The sequence below is a fragment of the Bradyrhizobium sp. JYMT SZCCT0428 genome (assembly GCF_018131075.1).
Classification (GTDB): domain Bacteria; phylum Pseudomonadota; class Alphaproteobacteria; order Rhizobiales; family Xanthobacteraceae; genus Bradyrhizobium.
Map to the genome: position 1 here is coordinate 1 of NZ_JAFCLS010000029.1, position 16,206 is coordinate 16,206.

At 58.8% G+C, this 16,206-nt stretch carries 25 protein-coding genes and 2 tRNA genes; 13 read left to right on the plus strand and 14 right to left on the minus strand.

Features of this window, described 5'->3' with window-relative positions:
* Window positions 1–89: 89 nt before the first annotated feature.
* The 9 genes from JQ575_RS46575 to JQ575_RS26610 form a co-directional block, all read right to left on the minus strand.
* Window positions 90–524, minus strand: coding sequence for a Rap1a/Tai family immunity protein (locus JQ575_RS46575; protein ID WP_409364825.1), 435 nt, complete (start codon window positions 522–524; stop codon window positions 90–92).
* A gap of 1,247 nt (window positions 525–1,771) precedes the next feature.
* Complete coding sequence (locus JQ575_RS26575; RefSeq protein ID WP_212036092.1) at window positions 1,772–2,062, minus strand: hypothetical protein; 291 nt, start codon at window positions 2,060–2,062, stop codon at window positions 1,772–1,774.
* 12 nt (window positions 2,063–2,074) lie between these two features.
* Window positions 2,075–2,290 (minus strand): hypothetical protein, encoded by a 216-nt coding sequence (locus JQ575_RS26580; protein WP_212036093.1) that lies wholly within the window; start codon window positions 2,288–2,290, stop codon window positions 2,075–2,077.
* Window positions 2,291–2,630: 340 nt separating this feature from the next.
* Window positions 2,631–3,002, minus strand: a complete 372-nt coding sequence (locus JQ575_RS26585) for a hypothetical protein (protein WP_249166913.1) — start codon at window positions 3,000–3,002, stop codon at window positions 2,631–2,633.
* A 52-nt stretch (window positions 3,003–3,054) separates the two neighbouring features.
* A complete protein-coding gene (locus tag JQ575_RS26590; RefSeq protein WP_212036094.1) occupies window positions 3,055–3,456 on the minus strand; it encodes a hypothetical protein in 402 nt (133 codons plus the stop codon).
* On the minus strand, window positions 3,456–3,806 hold the full coding sequence (locus JQ575_RS26595; RefSeq protein ID WP_212036095.1) for a hypothetical protein: 351 nt from the start codon (window positions 3,804–3,806) through the stop codon (window positions 3,456–3,458). The genes JQ575_RS26590 and JQ575_RS26595 overlap by 1 nt, the downstream gene beginning before the upstream one ends.
* A gap of 310 nt (window positions 3,807–4,116) precedes the next feature.
* The gene (locus JQ575_RS26600; RefSeq protein WP_192733958.1) at window positions 4,117–4,266 is read right to left on the minus strand and encodes a DUF5989 family protein; all 150 of its coding nucleotides are present in this window, start codon (window positions 4,264–4,266) and stop codon (window positions 4,117–4,119) included.
* An 86-nt stretch (window positions 4,267–4,352) separates the two neighbouring features.
* Complete coding sequence (locus tag JQ575_RS26605; RefSeq protein ID WP_212036096.1) at window positions 4,353–4,556, minus strand: hypothetical protein; 204 nt, start codon at window positions 4,554–4,556, stop codon at window positions 4,353–4,355.
* 100 nt (window positions 4,557–4,656) lie between these two features.
* Window positions 4,657–4,742: transfer RNA gene (locus JQ575_RS26610), tRNA-Tyr, on the minus strand.
* A gap of 201 nt (window positions 4,743–4,943) precedes the next feature.
* On the opposite strand from JQ575_RS26610, the gene rlmB reads away from it, so the two are divergent.
* Window positions 4,944–5,771, plus strand: coding sequence for a 23S rRNA (guanosine(2251)-2'-O)-methyltransferase RlmB (rlmB, locus tag JQ575_RS26615; RefSeq protein ID WP_212036097.1), 828 nt, complete (start codon window positions 4,944–4,946; stop codon window positions 5,769–5,771).
* Window positions 5,772–5,829: 58 nt separating this feature from the next.
* Here rlmB and JQ575_RS26620 read toward each other — a convergent pair whose 3' ends face one another.
* The 4 genes from JQ575_RS26620 to JQ575_RS26635 form a co-directional block, all read right to left on the minus strand.
* Complete coding sequence (locus tag JQ575_RS26620; RefSeq protein ID WP_212036098.1) at window positions 5,830–6,300, minus strand: hypothetical protein; 471 nt, start codon at window positions 6,298–6,300, stop codon at window positions 5,830–5,832.
* 49 nt (window positions 6,301–6,349) lie between these two features.
* The gene (locus JQ575_RS26625) at window positions 6,350–6,808 is read right to left on the minus strand and encodes a hypothetical protein (RefSeq protein ID WP_192733963.1); all 459 of its coding nucleotides are present in this window, start codon (window positions 6,806–6,808) and stop codon (window positions 6,350–6,352) included.
* Between the two features lie 216 nt (window positions 6,809–7,024).
* The gene (locus JQ575_RS26630) at window positions 7,025–7,720 is read right to left on the minus strand and encodes an urease accessory protein (protein ID WP_212036099.1); all 696 of its coding nucleotides are present in this window, start codon (window positions 7,718–7,720) and stop codon (window positions 7,025–7,027) included.
* Window positions 7,721–7,771: 51 nt separating this feature from the next.
* Window positions 7,772–8,491 carry a dienelactone hydrolase family protein gene (locus tag JQ575_RS26635; RefSeq protein ID WP_212036100.1) on the minus strand — a complete coding sequence of 240 codons (720 nt, stop codon included), beginning with the start codon at window positions 8,489–8,491 and terminating at the stop codon, window positions 7,772–7,774.
* A 150-nt stretch (window positions 8,492–8,641) separates the two neighbouring features.
* On the opposite strand from JQ575_RS26635, the gene JQ575_RS26640 reads away from it, so the two are divergent.
* The 10 genes from JQ575_RS26640 to JQ575_RS26685 all read left to right on the plus strand — a co-directional run bounded on the left by JQ575_RS26640 (window position 8,642) and on the right by JQ575_RS26685 (window position 13,826).
* Window positions 8,642–8,986 (plus strand): hypothetical protein, encoded by a 345-nt coding sequence (locus JQ575_RS26640; protein ID WP_212036101.1) that lies wholly within the window; start codon window positions 8,642–8,644, stop codon window positions 8,984–8,986.
* A gap of 146 nt (window positions 8,987–9,132) precedes the next feature.
* Window positions 9,133–9,486: a hypothetical protein gene (locus JQ575_RS26645; protein ID WP_212036102.1), complete on the plus strand. Its 354-nt coding sequence runs from the start codon at window positions 9,133–9,135 to the stop codon at window positions 9,484–9,486.
* A 177-nt stretch (window positions 9,487–9,663) separates the two neighbouring features.
* Window positions 9,664–9,738, plus strand: a tRNA-Thr gene (locus JQ575_RS26650).
* A gap of 345 nt (window positions 9,739–10,083) precedes the next feature.
* Window positions 10,084–10,308, plus strand: a complete 225-nt coding sequence (locus tag JQ575_RS26655) for a hypothetical protein (protein WP_212036103.1) — start codon at window positions 10,084–10,086, stop codon at window positions 10,306–10,308.
* A complete protein-coding gene (locus JQ575_RS26660) occupies window positions 10,305–11,135 on the plus strand; it encodes a hypothetical protein (RefSeq protein ID WP_212036104.1) in 831 nt (276 codons plus the stop codon). Before JQ575_RS26655 ends, JQ575_RS26660 begins: the two co-directional genes overlap by 4 nt.
* Window positions 11,132–11,323, plus strand: coding sequence for a hypothetical protein (locus tag JQ575_RS26665; RefSeq protein WP_212036105.1), 192 nt, complete (start codon window positions 11,132–11,134; stop codon window positions 11,321–11,323). The genes JQ575_RS26660 and JQ575_RS26665 overlap by 4 nt, the downstream gene beginning before the upstream one ends.
* Before the next feature lie 416 nt (window positions 11,324–11,739).
* Window positions 11,740–12,132 carry a hypothetical protein gene (locus JQ575_RS26670; RefSeq protein ID WP_212036106.1) on the plus strand — a complete coding sequence of 131 codons (393 nt, stop codon included), beginning with the start codon at window positions 11,740–11,742 and terminating at the stop codon, window positions 12,130–12,132.
* Window positions 12,133–12,135: 3 nt separating this feature from the next.
* Entirely contained in the window at window positions 12,136–12,297 is a 162-nt protein-coding gene (locus JQ575_RS26675; RefSeq protein WP_212036107.1) for a hypothetical protein, read from the plus strand.
* A 91-nt stretch (window positions 12,298–12,388) separates the two neighbouring features.
* Window positions 12,389–12,730: a hypothetical protein gene (locus tag JQ575_RS26680; RefSeq protein ID WP_212036108.1), complete on the plus strand. Its 342-nt coding sequence runs from the start codon at window positions 12,389–12,391 to the stop codon at window positions 12,728–12,730.
* A 271-nt stretch (window positions 12,731–13,001) separates the two neighbouring features.
* Window positions 13,002–13,826, plus strand: coding sequence for a hypothetical protein (locus JQ575_RS26685; protein WP_212036109.1), 825 nt, complete (start codon window positions 13,002–13,004; stop codon window positions 13,824–13,826).
* Window positions 13,827–14,209: 383 nt separating this feature from the next.
* Here JQ575_RS26685 and JQ575_RS26690 read toward each other — a convergent pair whose 3' ends face one another.
* Window positions 14,210–14,956, minus strand: a complete 747-nt coding sequence (locus tag JQ575_RS26690) for a hypothetical protein (RefSeq protein WP_212036110.1) — start codon at window positions 14,954–14,956, stop codon at window positions 14,210–14,212.
* Window positions 14,957–15,280: 324 nt separating this feature from the next.
* Here JQ575_RS26690 and JQ575_RS26695 point away from each other — a divergent pair, with 324 nt between their 5' ends.
* Together JQ575_RS26695 and JQ575_RS26700 are read left to right on the plus strand one after the other, a co-directional pair.
* The gene (locus tag JQ575_RS26695; RefSeq protein ID WP_212036111.1) at window positions 15,281–15,844 is read left to right on the plus strand and encodes a hypothetical protein; all 564 of its coding nucleotides are present in this window, start codon (window positions 15,281–15,283) and stop codon (window positions 15,842–15,844) included.
* A complete protein-coding gene (locus tag JQ575_RS26700; protein ID WP_212036112.1) occupies window positions 15,841–16,053 on the plus strand; it encodes a hypothetical protein in 213 nt (70 codons plus the stop codon). The genes JQ575_RS26695 and JQ575_RS26700 overlap by 4 nt, the downstream gene beginning before the upstream one ends.
* The last annotated feature ends 153 nt before the right edge of the window (window positions 16,054–16,206 follow it).

The window sequence follows — 16,206 nt, forward strand, 5'->3', positions numbered from 1 at the left end:
CCTATCCCCAGGTTGGGCACGCTTAACAAGCACCATTCCAAGTGCCCCGATGCACCGGCTCCGACGCCGGCTCGGCCTGGACCAAATTTCTAAGGCATGCACGGCCATGTGGCCGTTATGGCCGCATCGGCTAATTTAGCAAAACTTTCGTGCATTTTCGCAGGTTGGGCATCGATGTACTGCACGACGGCTCGTACCGCTTGCGCCCGCGTGACGGAAGGTGGGATGCTGCATGCATCGCCTGAGTTGAAGGTTATTCCGTAGACCAAACCCATGCAAAATCCCTGGTCAAAAGGGTCATTACTGGCTGTTGGTAATAGAGCTAACCGGCACCCGGGCATGACAGTGTTCGCTGTATTATAATTACCATCGAGGGCACGTACTGATCCACCGCTCAACATCAGGGCCGCGATGACAGCAATTCCGCACAGGCTTAGTTTCGAAAGGGTGGACCTACCCATCACACAAACTCCTACGCAACAGAACCGGGATTCAAGCGGGCGCGGGCTGATTCGTTCCGGCATAAAGAACGCCCCGATGGGAGCCCCGAGGTGACGGCGCTGCGGCCGATGCCGATCCGCTAGCGCGAGATCGGGGTGATAAAATCCTTGTGCAGGGCGGTCGGTCTGCTAGCGCCATCGAACAACGGTAACGCCCGTGTTGTAATGGCTTATCTCGACAACGATCCCAGTTTGCCCGGCCAGTTCCGGGCATTGAGCGCCTCCCAGCTCACTCATCTTAAAATGAGTGCCGACGTCCAATCTATTATCTTGCGCGTTACTCAAAATTTTACTCCACGACAAAAACGGCCTTAGAGTGAAATTTTAAACTCCCGCGCCGGGCCAGCGTTCCAAACGGCCGGGGAATTCACGCGGGTGGCAGCTCGGTCATATGGACTTCCCGAAATGCCGGCCGACGCCCGCGTTAGTGATCGCGGCGCCACAGAAACACCGCGCCTGTCCACTGGTTGATTGCGTCGGCAGCGGCAGGCCAGCGGCCTGCTTGGCGTATTTCCAAGCCGTCCAGGCGCGCTGGCGTCGGTGCTCGTCGAAGTCGGCTTCAGTGCATCGCGGGAGGTGGTGCTGTCCTAATTAGGACACTCACAATTCCGAATTAGGACACAGGATGGGCCATATCGAATGGTGAGTTTCTGGGCATCGTGCCCCGCCTTGGAGGGGGCGATATGGAATGGGGCCCCAGCCAAGCCCCGGCTGGGGCCCTTTCATTTGGGCATCCGCAAGTTGGTCGCCCTTGTGGCTGATCTCATCGGGCCTAGAAACGTCGGAGTGGACATCTCGAGGCCGCCGCGCGCATATTGGTTAGATGCCCCTCGGCACTAGTACTACGGTAATTTTTGCCTGCCCGAAGTGCGGCTTGGTGTACCGCGCCGTGCAAGAGCGGCGCTCGCCCAGTAGATTAGGAAGTTTTCAATGCGGGAATTGCGGTGCCGAGATTTACCGATGGTCCGGCTATTATGACTATCTGGGCTGGACTCGAGTTGAACCAAATGAACCGTCGGCGGATGGAGAATTAATTTGACCCGTCTCAAAGGCCGCGGGCGAAAGCCGCCCCGACATTGCTTGGCAATGCCTTAGATCGGAAACTTGGTCACGATTGCCGCGATTACTGACATTGCCAATAGCGCCGCCCCGAACCAAAGCCATTTTGCGACCGCCAGGTATCCGGCTCTAGCTCGTTCATTTCCCCTTCGCCTTCAGCCCGCTCTCCGGCACGATCGCAAAACCTCTGTCTAATGGCGCTTGTCGGGGCATCAAAGAAACTCCCGAAGTCGCGCGAGTTCAGCGACGTGCTCGGACAACAGGATCTCGGTGACCAGTGGCGGCTGCGGCGCTGTCTGAATTTCATACAAATGCCGAGTGGATTCGGGCTTGGCCATGAACTCCCGAATGCAGTCGTCCAGGGTGCCGTCGATCAGCAGGTATGGACCGGTGCTCTCGGTGCGCCGCTGGTTGTTAAGGGAAGGCCATTTCCGAAGGATGGCCGGTGCGTTGAAATTGACGTGGGAGTCAGGTTCAGCCTTATGCGCCTCGTCGTCTGTCATTTCCGCTTCGCCTTAAGGCGCGGGGGCGTTGGGAAACAAGCGGTCGCTCGATTTGGCGAGCCGATTGTCAGCACCGGTAGAGTTAAGATGTCCGACGAATTCGCCCGTTAGTTTGTAGATTTTTTGACGGCGGAGCTTATACAGCTTCCTTCCGGATAGGTCATAAATTGCGTTTGCAATGACGGCAGCGACGTACTGTCCTTCGCTGTTGAATATTTTTCCGTCCATCGTCACCTCCCTTAGGACAATCAGCCCCTTCCTTATTTCCCCTTCGCCTTCAGCCCTAGCTGTACCAGCCGGCGGATTGCCTCGGACAAGGAAGGCATATCGGGCTGGTTTTCTGCCCATCTGACGATTGACGCGCGCGTAGCCGGATCGGCACGAAAACCCATTAATGGAGTGGTGCCAGTCCGTGGCCGACCAATGACTTTTTGTTTAACAGTCCTTGCTTTCTTCATACTTTTTGTATAACAAAATAGCAAGCCGAGGGGAAGCTGTTTCTGCTGCTTGGGGCACCTCGGCCGGTTTATGCCGACAGCGACAGCAAGGCCCTGTGCAGGAGCCAGCGCTAAGCCGCAGTGAGTACCTGTTCGTGCTGTTGGATAAGACGCCCTTCAAGGCCGGCAATGGTCATCCTGAGATTGTCTCGCCGCTCGATCAGCGACCTCGCCAGCATCGGATACTTGGCGTCAGCTTGGTCGGAAATTCCGGCGCGCTTTTCTTCGGCTTCGATGTCGGATTCGATCAGCTGAAGCGTGCGAACGAGATCAGCTAGTATCTTACGAATTACGATGATCTCGCGCGTTGTGTCAAAATGGGGCTGCATGTTCATGGGCGTGCTCCGAATGTCTGAGTTCGGCACATCAAGAGTTTTATGCCGAACAGTTGAAGCATCCATCGCAAGCGGCTTGCCAGTTGCGACCCGTAAGAACACGGTCATCGAGATTATCAAGCCGCAAAGACCCCGAAACCCCCGAACAGAAGAGCGCGGTTCAGGCCGGCGGGTTCTTCGCCGCTCGGAAGACGAAACCGGGCAGTGGCCATGGCGGCGCGCTGCGTTCGCCGCGTTCCCATCGGGCGTATTTCTCAGCCGTCCATGCGGCTTCATGGCGCCAGTTGTCAAAGTCCTCTGGTGTTCGCCTTGGAAGGTATTCGGCCCAGGCGGCAAGGAAGGCCACGCGCGCGTCCTCATAGGTCGCGGCTGCGCCGGATCGGTGGTCGCGACTGGCGCCGTTAACGCTGAAGCCGCAGTCCCAGGTCCAATAGGTGAAGCCCCTTAGCCCCTCCGCTCTGGCTATCGTCCCAACATGCACGTCGTCATACCAAAGGTGCCATGTCTCGCTAGGAGCCTCAGGAAAGCGTCGGCGCGACAACTGGGGCTTATCGCCATCCATCAGGAGAACGCATCCTTGGCCCGCAGCATGGCGGGAGAGGCGGGGTTTTTGACCTTCACCCCGTTAGGTGACCGGCCCGGCCGGTACGGTCGATCGTCCAGCTTGGAGACCAGACCCTCCAAGCCCATGAGGCAGGCATGTCGGAATAGCTCTGGCCCTATCTCGCCTCGCTCGAAGTCGGACAGGAATATGCCATCCATCCGCCGCGCAAGCAGCCGGGCGAGGTTCGTCTTCCGCATGGTGAGCGGTAGCTTCCGGATGTCGTCGCCGTCGCTCACCAGCATATCGAAGGCATAGAACTGCACTTCGTCATTATGCTTGCGGCTGTGTAGGCCGTCGGAGCTACGCATTTGTCTGCAATATTAATTTCTCAGTCGGTTTCGCGCGGGGGACCCTCCAATCTGCTGTCACGAGGATTCCTTGCTCGGCTTCTTCAGCAAGTTTGTGGAGGAGCCTCACTTTGTCCGGGTCAGGTTCGACCAGGGCTAGCCGGCGGTATCTCACAGCTTTTGGGTTACTCATGGCAATTGACCTTACGCAACAAACTATGATCCGAAGATAGGGAGCGCGCTGAGAAATTGGAGTCCTTCTAAGTGCGCAAGCGAACAATCGCGGGGAGCGATCAGGGCACGTGCACAGGAAATTTGGACGCTTCACCAACTAAAATAGGGTGTAGATGAAAGGTGCGACCGCTGTGCCCTTGGTGAGGACCACAAGTCCGCCGAGCACGACCATCATGATCAGGATCGGTAGCAGCCAGAACTTCTTCCGGAATCGCATGAACTGCCAAAGCTCGGCAACGAACCGCATGTTTCAAACCTTGGATGAGCCGCGCGCGAAGAAGATTAACGGTGCGGTGTCGTAGGGCTAGGACTGAGTGCCCCGGCCGCCCCCCGCTAGAGCTTCTTGATGACGGCCTTGGCCGCCTCGCCCGCGGCATCTTCGGAGCCGGAATCCGCTGGTGTTACGATGCTCAATATATCTTTCCCGTTTGTCCGGGAAGCGATGCACGGGCGTCGGTCGGTTCGGGTTATTGAAGCGCGCCACAAACCCGGCTTTCGCTGAAACGTCATGATGGAAAACTTCGCTGGGTCGGCCATTTGGATCTCCTCGTGGACTTGAGCGTTACCCAGGGAGTTACCCCGGGGATGGCTTTCCGAGAAGCGCTCTCCCAAAATGGTCTTAAGTTATTGATTTTATTGGTGGGGGAAGAAGGACTCGAACCTTCGAAGTCATAAGACGGCTGATTTACAGTCAGCTCCCTTTGCCACTCGGGACACTCCCCCGTTTAACTGCATCGCAAACCCAACCGCTTGATGGCGGCGGACAGGCCATGGATGACGTTAATACCTGGAGCCGATGGCGCGCTCCCGGTCGGCGCGTTTATGGGCGAAGGGCCATGGCAAAGTCAACCAAGGGAAGCCTCCAAAAGCACCCCCAAAGGGGCCAAATTGCCATAATCCGGATCCCGTGACACAAGCTGGCCCATGAGCGATCGCGACCGAAAACCGCCGTTCCGCCGTGGCGGCGGCAAACCCTTCGAAAAAGGCCGGAAACCGGGCGGTCGCCCGGCCTGGCGCGACCGGGACACCAGCCCGGACGGGCCGGCGATTCTCTATGGCTGGCATACGGTTGCGGCGGCTTTGGCCAATCCGGAACGCCAGATCCGCAAACTATTTCTGACCGAGAACGCCGCCCGGCGCTTGGCCGACGAGAATATAGACACCCGCGTGCCCCCGGAACTGGTCCGGCCGAGCGCGATCGACCAGCGGCTGGGCCCCGATGCCGTGCATCAGGGCCTGCTCGCGGAGGCCGATCCCCTGCCCTCGCCGGATATCGATACGCTTGATCAGGAGGGCATCGTGCTCGTGCTCGACCAGATCACCGATCCGCACAATGTCGGCGCCATCCTGCGCTCGGCCGCGGCATTTGCGGTCAAGGCAATCGTCACGACGGCGCGTCACAGCCCCGAGGCGACCGGCGTGCTGGCGAAGTCGGCGTCCGGCGCGCTGGAAATGGTGCCTGTCGTGACCGTGCAGAATCTCGCCCGCGCGCTGAACGAGTTGAACGACCGCGGCTTCATGACCGTTGGCCTCGACAGCGAAGGCAGCGAAGACCTCGGCGCTGTCGCACTACAGCAACCGCTGGCGTTGGTATTGGGCGCCGAAGGCAAGGGCTTGCGGCAATTGACGCGCGAGACCTGCAGCGTTGTGGCGCGCCTCGACATGCCCGGCCAGATCAAGAGCCTGAACGTCTCGAACGCCGCGGTGCTGGCGCTCTATATCGGCGCCTCCAGGCTGGGATTGATGAAATAAAAACAACGCCCGCTCGCATGATGCGAACGGGCGCGTTCGTTTTGATTCGAAGTTTGGATCAGTAACGGCCGAAGCGCGCGCCGCGATAGCCGTAACGAGCGCCGTAGCCATAACGTCCGGCATAACCGTAACGGGCGCCGTAGCCATAGCGGAAGCCCGAACGGTACCCGTAGCGGTAGCCGTACGCGCGCGGGGCTACGACGCCACTGCCGTAGCCATAGCCGTAATACGGACGATAGCCGACGACGGTGTCTTCCTGATAGACGCGGGCCGGAGCCCAGGCGCCGGGACCGGAATAGGTCGGGCCCTGGTTGACGTAGTAATATTGCTGCACGGGATCGGCGAGCCGGGCATAACCCCAACCCACGCCGCCACAGGGATTGCAGCCCGCCGAGGTATAGGTCGCAACGACCGGCGCCGCGTAGACGACGGGCGCAGCGTAACCGCAGCTCGTATAACCGCAGGCCATCGCGGGCGCAGTGGCCATCACGGCGACGGCCGCGACCAGTCCTGAAATCAGATGACGCATTACTCTCTCCTGTAGGTGTTTGCCTGTTGGTGTTCTTGTTGGCGTGGTTTTATGGGCGTGGAAGCAGCCCCGTGGGATGCCGACGACGCCGGTCTTCCTGCGGTGCGTAGATGATCTCGGGCGGATTGACCGGCACGTTGGATTGCGCCGGCAGCGGCGCCGACTGCGCAGACCAGGATTGGTGATAGCTTTCGGCCGGCTGCGGCAACCTTCGATTTGCCGGCGGCTCGATTTCCAGACGGCCGTAACCGGGCAGATGACCCGCGCTCGGATAATAATGACCGACACGCGGAACCGGATCGACATAGCGGCCACCATAGACGGTCGGCTGCACATGCGTGCCCCTGAGGAGGCCCCAGTCGCCCTCGACCACCGAATAGGATGCATCGACGCCGTTGATGATGACGGGAACACCGGGGCGACCCGGAATCACGATCTCAAAGCCGCCGCCGGCCAGGGCCGTCGACGTCGTCGCCATCAGAATTGCCAGTGTCACGCCAATGCGCATCGCACGGGATCCCGTTTCCTCTGACCGCAATCTAATCGAACGGGCACCCCCAAGGGTTAAGGGGCCGGACCAAACTGCCGGTAAGGCTAACGCGTCAGCATCCGCTGCCGTTCAATTGCGAGCGAACCTGATCAGCAATTGTTAACGGGGCATTCTCTCTCGTCATTGCCCGATGCGCAATTGCGCATCGGGGAATGACGAGAGAGAGCGAAAATCTCAGGCGAACAAATTTTCGACCAGGGTCGTCGCGCCGATGGCGATCGTGACAATACCGACGGCGCCCTGCAGGCCGCGATTGGCCCAGGTAAGCCAGCGCGCGGACAGCGCGAGCGGCACGGCGATGACGGTGGACAATGCGCCCATGCCGATCATCGAGCCGACTCCGAACAGCGCGACATAACCGAGCCCGGCCGCCGCACTCGACGCTTGCGACACCGTCAGCACCAGCAGCGCAGCCGAGCCGGCCATGCCATGCATCAACCCGACCAGCAACGTGCGCCAGCGGAAACCATGTTCATGGGCGTGCGCGGTGCGCAGATGCGGCGTGGTTTCGCCGGCATGGCTGTGGGCGTGAATATGCACGGTGCCGTCGCCATGGCCGTGCTTGTGAAAATGCACGCGGTCGCGCCACAGCCGCCACAGCACATGCGCACCTAAGCCGACCAGCATGATGCCGACGGCGGCCTCGAGTGGACGCGCCACGCTTTCCGGGATCGCGCGGCCGAGCAAGATGGCTGCGCCTGCGAAGACGAACAGCGTCAGCGTATGGCCGAGCCCCCAGGTCAGCCCGTGCTTGACGATGTCACCGACACGGCTGCGGCGCGCGGCGATGCTGGAGACGGCGGCGATATGATCGGCTTCGAGCGCATGTTGCATGCCCAGCAAAAACCCAAGCCCCAGAATTCCGAACATATGCCCCCTGCGCGCTACAAGCGCTTATCAAACACCAATCAACTGTTCTTGTCAGGTCAACACTTCATCAAACAGTCCCCGCATCGCCGCCCATGAGCGGCGGTCGGCCTGCTCATTGTAGAGCGCGGTGCGCATCATCGAACCGTCGGCGGCGGGGTTGGTGAAACCGTGCAGCGTGTTGCCATAACTGATGACCTGCCAGTCGCGCACGTGACCCTCGCGCATCTCGTCCTCGAACGCAGTGACCTGATCAGGTGGCGCCAGCGGATCCTCCGCGCCGGTCAAGACAAGCACGCTGGCCTTCACGCGGCCGGGTTGCGCGGGCATTTTCGTCGCCAGCACACCGTGGAAACTAACCACAGCCTTGAGATCGGCGCCCTCGCGCGCGAGCTCCAGCACTACCGAGCCGCCGAAGCAGAACCCGATTGCCGCGAGCCGGCTGGTATCGACATCAGGCAAATCCGCCAGCGCCGCGAGCGCGGCGCGGCCGCGGGCGCGGAGTTTTTCCGGCTCGGCGCGCAGGCCGCCGACCAGCGTCGCGACCTGCTGCAGATTGCTCGCCTGCCGGCGGTCACCGAACATGTCGGCGGCGAGCGCGATATAGCCGAGGTCTGCAAGCCGCCGCGCGCGCCCCATCGCAAACTCGCCGAGCCCCAGTCCCTCGTGAAACACCAGCACGCCCGGCCGCGGACCTGCGGCATTGTCGTTCCAGGCGAGATAGCCCCGCAAATTGACGTCGTCGCAGCGGTAATCGAGGTCACGCGTCGGCATAAGTTCTCTTGAAGTTCACTTCGTTCTTTGGGGACGCTTCAAAATGCGGGAACAGGAACATCACACCGGTTTGAACGCAGCACAACCCAAAATCGGAACATCGAGCTCTGCGATCGGTTGGCCCGGTACAACCTTTGCGGAGAGCAACCAATGACAAAGCTGAAACTTCTGGGCGCAACGGCATTGCTGGCGGCGACGATTGCGACACCTGCGATGGCGCAGCAGTGGACGAATGATTACAACTATCGCCATCGATCGTCCGGCTTCTGGCCCGGCGAAGTCGCGGCCGGTGTCGTCGGTGGTGCGGTTGGCGCAGCGGGCGCGATTGCGACCGCCCCGTTCCGCAACAGGGATTCCTACGCCTATTACGGCGGGCCGGCCTATGACGATTCCTATGCCTATCCCGTCCAACGCCCGCAGAGCCTGCGTCCTGCCTGCGGCGTTCAACCCGACGCGACTTATATGGGCCCCGACGGACGCTGGCGCCCCTGCTGACGAGGCGTGATCGGTAAGTTGGGGCCAATAACGCCGAATTGAATTGCAGCCAGGGAAAATACGGAACGACCTTGCACCCCGGACCTGGCTTGGCGTGACGAAAACTGGTGTCACGAGAAAACTCGCGTCACGAAAAGGAGAACCATATGACAATAATCAAAATCCTCGGCACGGCTGCGATCATCGCATCCGCCTTGGCGGGCCCGGCCATGGCGCAGCAGGTCACGAACACCAATAACTATCAGCGTCAGGCCTATACGGATCAGGCCTATCGGCAGAACGGCAACAACTGGCAGAACAGCTACAACCGCTGGGATGACCGCAGCGGCTTAAGGCCGGGCAATTTCGTAGCCGGCGTGGTCGGCGGCGCTGCAGGCACCACGGCCGCGATCGGAGCCGAACCGATCGGCGGCGAGGAATATGCCCGCCGCAACGGCTTTGTCTGCATCCCCGGCACCCTGTTCCGCGGCGAAGACGGTCGGCGGCACATCTGCCAGTAGAACAAGCGGATCGAGATCCGGAAAAAGGCGGCTTTTGGGGCCGCCTTTTTTACGTGCAGGCGGGATGAGGGGCGGCTTTCGAGGTGCTGGCCCTTTCTGGGCAAGTCTGGTATTCGACCGCCGAAGATTGGTGGAACCTCGCGCGTGATCCTGGCTGGCCCGCCATCGCTTCAATTCGCCGGTTTAGCTCAGCGGTAGAGCAGCGGTTTTGTAAACCGAAGGTCGGGAGTTCAATCCTCTCAACCGGCACCACTAAAAACCGCTTATTTACTAGGTTTCTCGCGCTTTTCTGACGTCGGCAAAGTCGGCAAACTCGGCGGGGAACAGCGGTCTTACCAGTCCCGAAATCAGGACCATCTGTTCGTCTCCCGTTCCACGCGCTTCTCGTTTCGGGAGGCGCGATATGCATCCTGATTCAGAAACGCGAAAGGCCGCCCTGCCAGGCGGCCCCGATCGCAATTCCAATCCCATCGAAGACTTCCAGAATAGCGAGACCAGGGGTTCACGGCAAGCGACTTGGCTCGCCGCTCGCTTCGGTCTGACCGTTGAATTCGCCGCTGCGGTCGCACAACTCGTTTATGCAGCGGGGCCGCGCTGATGACCCTGATGACTCACCAAAAAATCACCCGCGCAATCGGCGGCACCGTCTACGTCACCATCGTCCGCGACCCGGCGAATGGTGAACTGAAGTACGTCGTCTCATATGCGAATCGCGGCGGGCTGCAGCCGTGGTTGTCAAAGCACCACTTCCCCGACATCGCGCAAGCAGAGGCCGGATGCCTAGCCCTCAGCGACTTTCTCGGTGCGAGGTACCGCGCATGAGCAAAGAGCTTACGGCTATCTATTTCGCTTGGTTCCGTCAGGTCGTTGAAGACGAGGCCCTGCCTGCCGCGGCGTTCAAGCTGGCCTTCGTGTACCAGCAGCACATGAGCAGCGATCATATGAAGGCGTTCGCTGGCCAGGCGAGGCTCGCCAAGGCGGTAGGCGTGTCCGCACGGTCGATCCGCACGCTGACGAAACTGCTTAAGGATCGGGGCCACCTTGACGTCGTAACCAACCACGGGCCGAACCAGACAAATGTCTGCCGGCTGATCCTAAATAGGAAGACAGCTTCCTCATTTGGATACGAGGTGCATTCCGTCTGGCTCTCCGCCATCGATGGAAATGAGGAAGCTGGCTTCCTCATAAATGAGGAAGTAGAGCGCACGAAAAGAGGAAATTTAGCGTCGGAGAATAGGAAGCCAGCTTCCGACAAATCATTACTTAATCATTCCTATAATCAGGAGCGCCCGCGCGGCGGCCGTCAAAGGCGGCCGCGCACCAGCGCTCACTACGAACCACTGCCGCCGTGTTCGGTACCTTGCCTCATTCCTCGCACCCGCCGTCCTGAGATTGCTGACGCGCTGGGGAGCCTGGGACCATCGCTAGAAGCCCGATTAGGGCCAGACGCGGCCAGGTCGTGGTTTGGCAAGGCCGTCATCACAGACGTTGTAGGTGACACGCTCACGCTAGAGGTTCCCACTCAATATGGGGCCGCGCGTGTCAAGTCAGACTACGAGCCGGCGCTTCTCGCCTGTTGTTCGGCGCTCGTGCCAGCGGTGAAAGTCATTCGGGTCGTAGTCGCCGAAAAAGCGGGAGCGGCAGCATGACCGCGGTGTCCGACTTGGCCCTCATGCCAGAGGTCTTCCGGGGTGCTGGAGGCGATCTTGTGCTCTGCCAGGAATGGCCTGCTCTCGATGGTGAACTCTATGTTCGCGTCATCATCCCCATGGATCGCGCCTTGGAACTGGCCTCGGCCATCGCCGCGGCCGCTCGCGGCGCTGGTCACGCGGCGTGACCACAGGCCTCACCCGGTGAACTGATGGGGGGGGCGTCATGGTCCCGGCCGGCACCATTACCTTTTTCACCGCATTTGGTGGCACCGAGGGATTCTACGCGCGCCGGGAATTTTCCCAGAAACTCATTTATTGGACAACTCAAGATGGCAAACAAACCTAAGCGCAAGCCAGGGCGACCAAGCCGCAAGGTGGCTAGCAAGGCCGCTTTGGCTGAGGTGGACTTGTCGCAAGTGGATCCAATCGAAGTGCTTCGGGCAATTGCGGCGGATGATAGCGCGCCAGCATCAGCGCGCGTGGCCGCGGCGCGGGCCTTGATCGCCGATGAGCGCCGGAGCGGGCAACCGCCCGAAGACCAACAGCACGGTGGAGACGCCGTTTCTAGGCACGCGCTGCGCATCCTGCGAGGAGGAAAAGCATGACGGAAGCAGACCAGATACCGATTATAGGTCATTACCGCGGCGTCGCTCTTCACGACCAGCAATCCCCAGAGCGGCTGGAGGCGGTGAGGCACGCGATCGACCGCGTCTACGACCAGCATGATCTTGATCGGCTACTCCAAATCGCTGGAGATCCAATCTGGCCTCCGGAAGCGCGTCTATTTGCGGCGGCGAAACTTGAAGCGATATTTGAAATCGCCGTCGAAGGGCGGAAAGAGCGACCGTCAATTGATCTTATGCGGGTCCAGGCATCAGTTGTCGGACTCAATTCTGTGAATTGGCGCAATCCTTGGGCATTCGGAAGCCTGCTGGATCCTGGACCAGAACCGGGCAAGCCGGGCGCCGCGAAGCGTGAAACGCCGCTGGTTTAACGATTGGCTAAAACCAACGCCGATCGCCAGCGCGCGCATCGGCGCCGGCTTGCCTGCGGAAAGATCGTGCTGCGGGTTGAAGTCGACGATGTTGCGGTCACCGAGGCGTTAATCGCTGCGGGCTTGCTTTCACAGGAAGAGGCGGAGGACCGCGGCATCTGCTGAATCCACTAAGGAAGCTCTCAACAATTCTGGTCTAACCGGCACATGGTCGACCGACTGTGGCAAGGATGTAGAGAGGCAAGTTGGCTTTCGCATGACCTACACCGCTCCTACGCTTGGCCCAGCCGCCTTTGTTTCGATGCACCGTCTAGAAAATCGGACAATCTTTCACAAAAAAGAAGTCGAAAGTGCAGTGAGGATAACGGACGAGAAAATCAAAGTCACGACTAAGCCAGTCGAATACAAAATAAACAACGTGGACGCGCTTCGTGGGGAGGAAGCTTTGGCTTCGAACGTTATTATCTTGCAAAAGGTAGGCTCTAAAATAAGGACAATCGATGGTCGCTCGCCAGACGGAAAATATGTTCGTATCGAAAACGGGCTTTTTTTAAGCAACGGTGCCATGACGCCATTTTTGGAAAGATGCTTAAATTAATAGGTCCGAGTAGGGCGATGCGAGAACCGGCTGATCGCACTTCATCGGCGCACCCTTAGCAACCGCCCGCCAGTGGAACGGTAGAACTCGGAGAACATGGAGGCGTAGAACTGACGATGTTGGAACGTGATCGTTTCCGTAGATCGGGTTTCGCCATGTGGACGGAGCGAGTCATTAACTTGGGTTGAGCGCCGCCAAGCGAAGTCAAGGTGCCTTTTTCGGGCATACTGTGTGCTTGCCTTAAACGCACCAACAACCGTGGGGATAGAAATTGCGATATCTGCATTCATCGGCCGGCATGTGGTTTTCGCTTATAGTCCTCGCAAGCTCTCCGCTCGCCCTTGCAGAAGAGCAAATTGAACGAGATGTGCTCGGACTTAAAATTGGCATGTCTTATGACGAAGCAGTAACCGTTCTAAAAAAGCGAAATCTGACTCTGAAAGAGGTGACCGACAGCGATCCGATTTCGCAAAAGAGCTACGTTTGGTATCTATCAGGAGCCGAAGGCAACCAAGGCAAAGACGGTCTTTCGGCTCTTATGTCAGCGCCAATTCCCGCAAGCAAGGTAATGGCAATCCAAAGGAAAACGGTTTTTCCCAATGGTGCGCCCCCGAGCGCTAATGAACTAGTGCAGGTTTTGACAGAAAAATATGGAACGCCGTCACGCAGGTCCAACTCGCGGTCCAGGGACCCGTTCGAGTCCGACCGGAGAAACTATATCCATCTGACGTGGCTTTCGTCATCAACACTCAAGACGTTTGCCGATTTTGCACCTCTTACCAGGATCAGTGAGCACAATTGCTATAAAGCTGAACCGAGTCTTCCAATACTCCTCTTAACCGATGCTAAGAACGGTAGGTATCAAAAATATTTTCTCTACGATCGTTTTCGAGATGGAGCTTTGGAGAATAGGTTCTGCGACACCTTTTTGACGGCTGTTATTGTCTTGGTGGGTCAATCCGATCACTCAGAATCTTTGACGGTCAAGATGACCGATTTCAACCAGGCGGCTCAAGAGGCGCGCCGCTATTCAGAGTGGCTTGCAGAGACCAAACGCAAAGCTGAGCCTCCAAAGGGGAAAATCCCAGACCTATAGAGTTGGTAAGCATTCCGCCAAACACGATTGCGCTTATGTTTTAAGCGCGTCGCCTACAGGGGCGGTGCGCAGCCCGGTTAGCGAACTTGCCAAGCTGATCATCCCGGCGGATCCACATTGGAACGCTGTTTTATCTGATAGCCGGCGCCGACGAGAACACAGTTGCCTCGCCTTCGACCCCCGTAGCGCGCATTGACGGGCCGGTGCGACTATCCCGGCCGGACTTGCCCGCCAGGAGCGACTTTTGGACGAGTCCGCCCCCTACGCGCCACGGAGCTTCGAGGAGCAGATCGACGACGGCCCGTGTGACACGGACGAGTTGGAGCCCAGCCTTTTGCGGCGGCACCGCGGAGAATCAGACTGGTCACGGTTCGTGAGCGGGTTCAGCCTCGGTTTTCTTCATCACGCATCCGCTCCTGTCGGAAAAGCCTCGCATTGGCGGCTTTCGCAAGTTGCTCGAACACAGGAGTACAATCCTTTACCCAGTCAACTGACGCTTTTCCGAAATCATATGATGGAATGTGAGGATTCTCTAAGCTCAGTCGTCTCTCGACCTGCGCTCCGGACATTCGCTCAATAGCTTCAGAGAATTCATTTGTGATCGCCTCGGGCATGAATATTCGCAGTTCACGAAGCGTGAGGCGCGCTTTGTAAATGTCGACCTCAGCCTCACGAACCATTCGCCATTTCTCAATCGTCAAATATTCTTTCTCTCGGTCCGTCGCACTCATGAGAGATTTCTGATCTCGCTCACTCAAGCCGGATGAGGATGCAAACGATTTCACCTCATCTTCCGTCATTCTAGCGAAGAGAGGAATTCTCGTCGAACCGCTTACGCAGGTATTCGTTGAGAGCCAGGCTTTCACGAATGCTTTCCACACAAGTTCGATTGATGAGAATTCCATCTCATTGGAGCGCTTGCCCCGGTCGCCAACGTGGCTGAGTTGTTCTTTGAGCCTTTCTAGTTCGCGACTCTGCTCAGCTTTGAAGTCTTCAAGGGCTTTTCCGAGCCGATAACTAAAAAGCGCTTCGCCAAGTTTGGTAGGTAGAAGAAGGGCTGCGCCGACGAAGCCCCCGAAGCCAGCAACGATCCAAGGATAAATGGCTGTCCAAACGTCGCTGACAGTCATTTCGCCTTCACCTTCTTGGCTAACGTCTCTCCCCGTTCCTTGGATAGGATACGAAGCATCGCGTCAATCATGCCTCGGATTGCCTCAGGGCGGGTTACCGGCGGCTCTTGTTTGGCGGCCCAAGCATCAATGGCCTCTATCTGAGCGCTCTGGAGCCGAACACCAACGAGTGTACCGGTCACGGCAGATCGCTTTCTGACCGGTTTTGCTATGTTATCATAACTTGATTTGACCATGGGCTATGATAACATAAAGGGCAGCCCGGCGGGAAGGTAGTAGCTCCCGCGCCGGGCCTAACCCGAGCCAAACAGGACTAGAATCCAAATGACCCAGGCTGACAGCGTGCTTAGCACGCCACCTCTAAACACGTCTGCAACCCCGCCAGCGCCCTCACAGGAAACGTTAGCCGCTCGACTGGCTGCACAGGCTAGGAAGCGCGAAAGGGTCTGTAAGCTTCGCACCAAGGCGGCTGACGAGATCGAACGCCTGCTAGCCTTCCTAGATGCCAGCGACCTAGACCCGGACCTTGAGCCCGACAGCGACGACGAGGAGGTAGACGACGAAGAGCCTAGCCTCGGTTCGCCTGACCGGGCCGACGATCAGACATGCTGGGGGGCCGGCGGTAGCGGCGCCGGCTGGTTGTCCGATTGCGAACTCGACACCAGCGACGACGAGCCGGACGTTGACGACGAGCCAGACGTCGATGACGAAGATGGCAGCGATCTAGAGCACGGTCCATTACGACAAAATGTCGTAACTGAAGCCAATGCGCGCTTGCCGGACAGCCGTCTTGTCGATCTCGCGCAACCTCAACAAAATGTTGAGGTTGCACTAGATCTCGCCACCATCCCGTCGAACGTGACGACGATCGAAGGGCGGACGGCATGACCGCGAAGGAACAGCACGAGCACCGAGTACACGCCATCCAAGTCGTCGCGGCGTTGCCCAACGACCCGGAGGACGCATTGCTCGTTCTCCGCGCGGCTGAGCGACTTGTGCGCGGCTTTCTGACCGAGCCAGAGCCGGTTAAGGCGGCACAGATCGTCGTTCAACTACGACAAAATGTCGTAACTGATTGCTCGGACCGATCGGCCTGAGAAAGCAGCCCGGCGGGCACTTTTGATCAACTTCGACAAAATGTCGAAGCTGCGAAGCGCGCGGGCACCGGGAGTGACATGGGCTGTTTTGTCCGCGGTGCGCATCGCCCCCTGAAGGCAATCCACAGGCTCTAGAGCCAGCAAACACTAGAA

Bases quoted from the DNA above. Each gene is read 5' to 3' on its own strand.
- JQ575_RS46575 (WP_409364825.1), bottom strand. From the start codon at position 524: ATGCCGGAACGAATCAGCCCGCGCCCGCTTGAATCCCGGTTCTGTTGC.
- JQ575_RS26575 (WP_212036092.1), bottom strand. From the start codon at position 2,062: ATGACAGACGACGAGGCGCATAAGGCTGAACCTGACTCCCACGTCAAT.
- JQ575_RS26580 (WP_212036093.1), bottom strand. From the start codon at position 2,290: ATGGACGGAAAAATATTCAACAGCGAAGGACAGTACGTCGCTGCCGTC.
- JQ575_RS26585 (WP_249166913.1), bottom strand. From the start codon at position 3,002: ATGACCGTGTTCTTACGGGTCGCAACTGGCAAGCCGCTTGCGATGGAT.
- JQ575_RS26590 (WP_212036094.1), bottom strand. From the start codon at position 3,456: ATGGATGGCGATAAGCCCCAGTTGTCGCGCCGACGCTTTCCTGAGGCT.
- JQ575_RS26595 (WP_212036095.1), bottom strand. From the start codon at position 3,806: ATGCGTAGCTCCGACGGCCTACACAGCCGCAAGCATAATGACGAAGTG.
- JQ575_RS26600 (WP_192733958.1), bottom strand. From the start codon at position 4,266: ATGCGGTTCGTTGCCGAGCTTTGGCAGTTCATGCGATTCCGGAAGAAG.
- JQ575_RS26605 (WP_212036096.1), bottom strand. From the start codon at position 4,556: ATGGCCGACCCAGCGAAGTTTTCCATCATGACGTTTCAGCGAAAGCCG.
- rlmB (WP_212036097.1), top strand. From the start codon at position 4,944: ATGAGCGATCGCGACCGAAAACCGCCGTTCCGCCGTGGCGGCGGCAAA.
- JQ575_RS26620 (WP_212036098.1), bottom strand. From the start codon at position 6,300: ATGCGTCATCTGATTTCAGGACTGGTCGCGGCCGTCGCCGTGATGGCC.
- JQ575_RS26625 (WP_192733963.1), bottom strand. From the start codon at position 6,808: ATGCGCATTGGCGTGACACTGGCAATTCTGATGGCGACGACGTCGACG.
- JQ575_RS26630 (WP_212036099.1), bottom strand. From the start codon at position 7,720: ATGTTCGGAATTCTGGGGCTTGGGTTTTTGCTGGGCATGCAACATGCG.
- JQ575_RS26635 (WP_212036100.1), bottom strand. From the start codon at position 8,491: ATGCCGACGCGTGACCTCGATTACCGCTGCGACGACGTCAATTTGCGG.
- JQ575_RS26640 (WP_212036101.1), top strand. From the start codon at position 8,642: ATGACAAAGCTGAAACTTCTGGGCGCAACGGCATTGCTGGCGGCGACG.
- JQ575_RS26645 (WP_212036102.1), top strand. From the start codon at position 9,133: ATGACAATAATCAAAATCCTCGGCACGGCTGCGATCATCGCATCCGCC.
- JQ575_RS26655 (WP_212036103.1), top strand. From the start codon at position 10,084: ATGACCCTGATGACTCACCAAAAAATCACCCGCGCAATCGGCGGCACC.
- JQ575_RS26660 (WP_212036104.1), top strand. From the start codon at position 10,305: ATGAGCAAAGAGCTTACGGCTATCTATTTCGCTTGGTTCCGTCAGGTC.
- JQ575_RS26665 (WP_212036105.1), top strand. From the start codon at position 11,132: ATGACCGCGGTGTCCGACTTGGCCCTCATGCCAGAGGTCTTCCGGGGT.
- JQ575_RS26670 (WP_212036106.1), top strand. From the start codon at position 11,740: ATGACGGAAGCAGACCAGATACCGATTATAGGTCATTACCGCGGCGTC.
- JQ575_RS26680 (WP_212036108.1), top strand. From the start codon at position 12,389: ATGACCTACACCGCTCCTACGCTTGGCCCAGCCGCCTTTGTTTCGATG.
- JQ575_RS26690 (WP_212036110.1), bottom strand. From the start codon at position 14,956: ATGACTGTCAGCGACGTTTGGACAGCCATTTATCCTTGGATCGTTGCT.
- JQ575_RS26695 (WP_212036111.1), top strand. From the start codon at position 15,281: ATGACCCAGGCTGACAGCGTGCTTAGCACGCCACCTCTAAACACGTCT.
- JQ575_RS26700 (WP_212036112.1), top strand. From the start codon at position 15,841: ATGACCGCGAAGGAACAGCACGAGCACCGAGTACACGCCATCCAAGTC.